At 58.2% G+C, this 364-nt stretch carries 1 pseudogene; it reads right to left on the bottom strand.

The annotated features are described in order from the left end of the window. Window positions 1–364: pseudogene (locus tag ACTNA4_RS16155) on the bottom strand (MFS transporter); the annotation flags it as partial.

Here is a 364-nt window from a genome sequence, read left to right as displayed (position 1 = left end):
GAGAAGTTGGTTTCTGGCATGATGCGAACCAACACCAGCCCCAACAACAAGCACAAACTGCCCCCCAAGATGACAGGCATTTGCAGGTTTATGTTTCCCAGCAGTGTGCCCGGCACCACGCCCAGAACGCCGCCGATTTGCCCCATTTGACTGCCCCGCAGGAACACCTTGTCTATGGGTTTGTCCTTTTCCTCCGAGGCAATCCACGCCTCCAGAGCGCCGGTGATGAAGGTATCACCGCAACCCCAGACAACCTGGGCCAGCAGAACCGGCGCGAACCACGGTAGCGCACCCTCCATCAGAAAGCCCAGGCCGTAGAGGAACATTCCAATCAGCACCGAGCGCCGACGGCTATACAAATCCG

The sequence above is a fragment of the Bariatricus sp. HCP28S3_A7 genome, from assembly GCF_052066375.1.
Classification (GTDB): domain Bacteria; phylum Bacillota; class Clostridia; order Lachnospirales; family Lachnospiraceae; genus Allocoprococcus.
This window is presented reverse-complemented; position numbering and strand designations above follow the sequence as displayed.